Consider the following 5006-nt stretch of genomic DNA (forward strand, 5'->3'; position numbering starts at 1 on the left):
GCAGCAAAGAACGCCGCAAACAACGAGGCGCAGTCCGTTGCGCCGGCACAGACAGCGGCGGCATCCGCTCCTGCTCTTGACCTGTCCAAGGTGAAGATCGAGCCGCTGTTTGAGGATATGGTGGACTTTGAGACATTCAGCAAGTCCGACTTCCGGGCTGTGAAGATCGAGGCGTGTGAGGCTGTTCCGAAGTCCAAGAAGCTCCTGAAGTTCACCCTGAACGACGGATCAGACAGAAAACGCACGATCCTGAGCGGTATCCACGAGTACTATGAGCCCGAAGAGCTGGTTGGAAAGACAGCGATCGCCATTACAAACCTTCCGACGAGGAAGATGATGGGCATCGATTCCGAGGGCATGCTGATCAGCGCTGTGTACGAGTATGACGGACACGAAGGCCTGAACCTGCTGATGGTAGATGACCAGATTCCGGCAGGAGCAAAGTTGTACTAAATCTTTAAATAGAGCAAACAAGGACACTTTTCTAAGAGAAATTTTAGAGGGTGTCCTTTTTCTATTTATGTGGCGGGAAAATGGCAGTGGGATCGAACCGGAGTGAACCAGGGAATAAGATGGCAAAGATTTATTTTACATTGACAGGAACGAGGCACTATTTTGGAGATGATTTTTTGAAAAAGGGGATGCGGATTGAATTAGAAAAGGAACCGGATAATAAATATGACCGGGAAGCGATCATGGTAAAGGTGAAAGGCCTTGGAAAGATCGGTTATGTGGCAAACAGTATTTATACCGTGATGGGGGAGGCTGTGAGTGCCGGCCGTCTGTATGATAAGATTGGCGACAGAGCGGCTGCTAAAGTTGTTCTGGTAACTTCAAACGGTATTCTTTGCAAGGTGTGCAAAAAGAGCCTTGTGGAGAAGGTATAATCGCTCTATCAATACCTTTGGAATGATAGTGGATGATCTATATGGTATAATAAGCTAAATGGATTAAAAACTGGAGGAAAAGAAAAATGGCAGAACTGGAAAACAGCAAAGACCTGATAAGTGTGTTATGGAGCGGTGCGGACATTCTCCGATCTAAAATGGACGCAAATGAATATAAAGATTATCTGTTGGGGATCGTTTTCTATAAATATCTGTCAGATTCCTTTTTTGATCAGAGTCTATGATTTGCTGAATGATGATAAGGCGGAAAATCTGAAAGATGCTTTGGAAGCTGGATACCCTCTGCTCACGTCTTCCAGGGCAGGGCTCATGTATCAAAATGAATATCGAGGAAATCTTACGACTGACAGCAGGGAAACTCTGTTTAGTGTGGTTCCGATAGGTGCTTGTACCTACCGTCACATGAGCGATGACGATGTGTTCCATTTGAATGTCAACACACCGTGCATTTTGTGCAGAACAGAAGAAAGGCGGAACACGAACAAGGCTCTGCTATAATGCTCTGTGTGAGCTTAAAATGATGGTTCCTTCTCAGTGGGAGCAAGACGTCATAGCAGATTTTTTCTAAAGTTGGATAACCTCATCACCCTTCACCAACGGAAGTGTGATGAATTAAGAAAAATGAAGAAATTTATGCTTCAGAATATGTTCCCTAAAGATTGAAAAGAGGAAAATGTATTTATAGCATTTCAAGTAAATGGGACTTATCAGGAGGAGATTTGGAATGAGCGAACAAAAGAAAAAGATTGGCTTTACGGTTGCTTGTGTAAATGAATTTGCCCGGAAATATAATCTGAGTGTGCAGGAAGCATTCCGATATCTTTTCCACTTTAAAGGAATTGACTTTATTAAAGAAAACTACGATGTGGAACATACATTGGATTTCGAAACTATATTGGAAGATTTGGGAATGATGTGCCGTAGAAATGGAGAAAAGACCAGTATGCTTTTAAAACAGAAAAAGCACTTTCGATCCTGAAATTTAATGAGGTGAAATTCATATGAAAAGATTGGAACCTGAAATTATAGATTATTATAACAATGAAGTGGTTATGATGATAGCTGACAAATATGGGTTGAGTCAAATGGAAGCCTTGAAAGCATTTGTATGCTCAAAAACACATGAAATGCTTGAGAATGAGGAGTGTGGAATGACTGAATTCGGTGCAGAAGCGATCTTTGAAATATGGGAGTGTGAAAAGGTTACAGGCGATCCTAGAAATTCTGTGTATATAAGGGAGAAATAGTATGACAGAAGAAATGAAATTTTTTATGTACTTATTGGAATATTATTCCGCATACAAAAACAGGAAAACAGGGAAAAGCGCATGGTAATTTGCGCTGATATGGATGAGCGGTGCACCCGTTACATGGGTGCACCGCAAGTATATATGCAGGTTGTCTGGAAAACACACAGGTTTAATTTTTTGCATGCCAGGTATAGTTTTTGTTACAGGTTTTTCTCCCGGAGGACTTAAAATAGTACGTGATGATATGATAAGATAGACTCAGTGTACCGGCCGGCGGAGGGGCTGGCCGGGCGCTCCTGGGAGAAGAGGTTTTTATGAAATTATTGAAACTTGTGATCGTGGACGATGAACCTATCCTGCTGCAGGGACTGCTTGACACCTACGACTGGGCGGACATGGGCTTTAAGGTAGTGGGCTCAGCCCAGAGCGGCGAGCAGGCCATAGAGGTGATCAAAGAGACAAAGCCCCATGTGGTGCTGACAGATATCCGGATGAAACAGATCACGGGGCTAATGGTGATGGAGGAGATCCAGAAAACGGACATGGACTGCATGTTTATCGTCCTCAGCGCCTACCGGGATTTTGACTATGCCCAGCAGGCCTGCGATCTGGGGGCTTTCGCGTATCTGCTGAAGCCTATTGAGGATGAGAAGCTGCGGGAGACCATGGGGGCAGCCTACCGGACCTGCATGGAGCAGATGGAGCAGGAAGCCAGATATGAGAGCTGGGAGAAGCTGCTGGTACAGGATGGAACCAGCTTTCAGCAGGTGGTTGTGCAGAATTATGTCCGGGACAGGCTCCCGGAGGAAAAGGTGGAAGAAGTCTTCCGGACGCTGGGAGACATGCCTGGAAATGAGGAGCGCTTTATCACTGTGTACGCGGATATAGATGTGGCCTACAAGATCACGGATTACCTGGATTATGAAGCGGCCAGATTTGCACTTCTTAAAAGGCTGGAAGAGGAGCTGGAGAGCCGCTATTTCTGCTGGCGGGCTGACGGCGAGGAGACGGGCAGCGCGTTTATCGTCCGCACCACGGACAAAGAGGCGGTGGGAAAGCTGAAGCACTTCCTGGAATACATTAAAAAGGAGGAGCAGAGCAGGGTTGTTGCCGCCATATCCAAGCCCTACAAAGGCATTGCCGGGATCAAAAGAAGTTATGTGGAAGCCCGGAAGCTGTTTGAGATTGCCAGTGTGTCCGGAGCGGGTGCTTTTACTTCCCCGGAGGGAGTGGAGCTGCCGGACCAGGCGGCGACGGCCGGAGAAAGCGGGGATGTGGACAACCTGATCGTGAACGCTGTGCGCAGGAACAGTGAGAAAGAGCTGAAGGAGGCCTTTGTACAGTTTGTCTACGGGCTGCCTCACGAGGAGGAACAGCAGCGGCAGCATCTCCACAGGATGATGCTGAAAGTGGAACTCATGCTCCAGGCGTCTTACGGGCTGTCGGAGGATATCCGGGAAAAGTTCCGGGGCTACTACGATAATCTGGGAACCATCGGCACGGCAAAGATGGTGGATGTCTGTTACCGGATCCTGTGCGCGGCCATTGAAGTGAGAAAAAGCGACGCAAAGCAGGATGAGACGAGATATTTTAAAGAGTACATGTCAGAGGCAGTGGCTTATATAGAGGAACATCTCAGGGATGAGGAGCTGTCCATTGTATCTGTGGCCTCCCACATTTATCTGAACCCGGTCTATTTCGGAAGGGTGTTTAAAAATACGTTCCACATGACGTTCAAGCAGTATCTTCTCCAGCAGAGGATGGAGAAGGCCAAAAAGCTGCTGGAGGAAGGAAAAGGCAGTATCGGAGATATCTGTGAGGCGGTGGGGATCCACAACCCGTCCTATTTTTCCCATGTGTTCAAGCAGTACACGGGGAAGCTCCCAAGCGAATACAAGAAAGAGTACGAGGGATAGACAGAAATCGATATGAAAAGAAACGAGAAGGTATCCGGCATACAGAAAAAATATCTGAAGTATACGGCGGCGCTCCTGGGGCTTGCGCTTCTTCTCTCCAGCCTGGGGGCCGGCCTGTATGTGAAGAACAGGCTGACCCGGGCGGTGATCGCAAAATACGAGTTTATGACGGAGAGAATGGGCATCAGCCTGGAAAATCTGTTTCGCCAGAGCGACGAGGCGACGGCAGAGTGCGTCCTCTATGACGATGTGCAGCAGAGCCTGCGCAGTAAGGGGCTGGAGGAAGTCAGCCGCATTGGTCTGAGTAAATATTTCGCCTATGTGGAGCTGGAGCACATCGCGGATTACTGCTATGTGGATAATAAAGGGAACGTATACAGTAAATCCTATTCAGATGTAACCTTTGAGGATGTGACAGACAGCGGTTTCCAGGAGTATCTGGGAGCGGACTACGCCCGGACAAAATGGTTCTGGGCGAAGGATACGCTTTTTGGAACAGAGCAGGAGGCGCTTTTTATCGGAAGGTATGTCCGGAGCATGGAGTACGCCCACGAGCCCGGGATGCTGTTCTTCAGGATGGATGATGCGTTTCTGGGGGGGATCACAGGGACAAGTGGAGAGCTGACAAGCGAGGCGGCGGTTGGAATTATCGACGCCAAAGGGCAGCTCTGTTTTTCCTCGGTTCCGGAGGAATTCAGCGTGGGTAAGAAGCGCCAGGCGGATATAGCGGAGCGTATCGCCGGGAGCGGGTCTGCCGGCATGATCCTGGAGGGGGAGCGTGTTCCGGGAGGCGTTCTGTCGGCGTACCGGGATGAGGCCAGCGGGCTGGCGGTCTTTTCCTTTGTGCCGGACAGGGTGCTGAACCAGGGGATCTTCCCTGTTTTCCTGGTGCTGGCCGGGATCTATCTTGTGGTGCTGGCTGCGGCCGCGGT

At 48.5% G+C, this 5006-nt stretch carries 5 protein-coding genes and 2 pseudogenes; all 7 read left to right on the top strand.

What is annotated here, in order from left to right; translation table 11 throughout:
• Positions 1-453 (top strand): annotated as a pseudogene (locus Q5911_RS14690) (lysine--tRNA ligase); the annotation flags it as partial.
• Positions 454-572: 119 nt separating this feature from the next.
• Positions 573-887 (top strand): HIRAN domain-containing protein, encoded by a 315-nt coding sequence (locus Q5911_RS14695; protein ID WP_303183929.1) that lies wholly within the window; start codon positions 573-575, stop codon positions 885-887.
• 86 nt (positions 888-973) lie between these two features.
• Complete coding sequence (locus Q5911_RS14700) at positions 974-1132, top strand: type I restriction-modification system subunit M N-terminal domain-containing protein (RefSeq protein ID WP_303183922.1); 159 nt, start codon at positions 974-976, stop codon at positions 1130-1132.
• Between the two features lie 500 nt (positions 1133-1632).
• Positions 1633-1887, top strand: coding sequence for a DUF3791 domain-containing protein (locus Q5911_RS14705; protein ID WP_303183924.1), 255 nt, complete (start codon positions 1633-1635; stop codon positions 1885-1887).
• A 22-nt stretch (positions 1888-1909) separates the two neighbouring features.
• On the top strand, positions 1910-2155 hold the full coding sequence (locus Q5911_RS14710) for a hypothetical protein (protein ID WP_303183926.1): 246 nt from the start codon (positions 1910-1912) through the stop codon (positions 2153-2155).
• Positions 2156-2472: 317 nt separating this feature from the next.
• Entirely contained in the window at positions 2473-4074 is a 1602-nt protein-coding gene (locus Q5911_RS14715; RefSeq protein ID WP_191493437.1) for a response regulator, read from the top strand.
• 12 nt (positions 4075-4086) lie between these two features.
• Positions 4087-5006 (top strand): annotated as a pseudogene (locus tag Q5911_RS14720) (sensor histidine kinase); the annotation flags it as partial.

The organism is Lachnoclostridium phocaeense (assembly GCF_959599685.1).
Lineage (GTDB): Bacteria > Bacillota > Clostridia > Lachnospirales > Lachnospiraceae > Claveliimonas > Claveliimonas monacensis.

Excerpts from the sequence above, each read along its gene's own strand:
- Q5911_RS14695 (WP_303183929.1), top strand. The coding sequence starts at position 573 with ATGGCAAAGATTTATTTTACATTGACAGGAACGAGGCACTATTTTGGA.
- Q5911_RS14700 (WP_303183922.1), top strand. The coding sequence starts at position 974 with ATGGCAGAACTGGAAAACAGCAAAGACCTGATAAGTGTGTTATGGAGC.
- Q5911_RS14705 (WP_303183924.1), top strand. The coding sequence starts at position 1,633 with ATGAGCGAACAAAAGAAAAAGATTGGCTTTACGGTTGCTTGTGTAAAT.
- Q5911_RS14710 (WP_303183926.1), top strand. The coding sequence starts at position 1,910 with ATGAAAAGATTGGAACCTGAAATTATAGATTATTATAACAATGAAGTG.
- Q5911_RS14715 (WP_191493437.1), top strand. The coding sequence starts at position 2,473 with ATGAAATTATTGAAACTTGTGATCGTGGACGATGAACCTATCCTGCTG.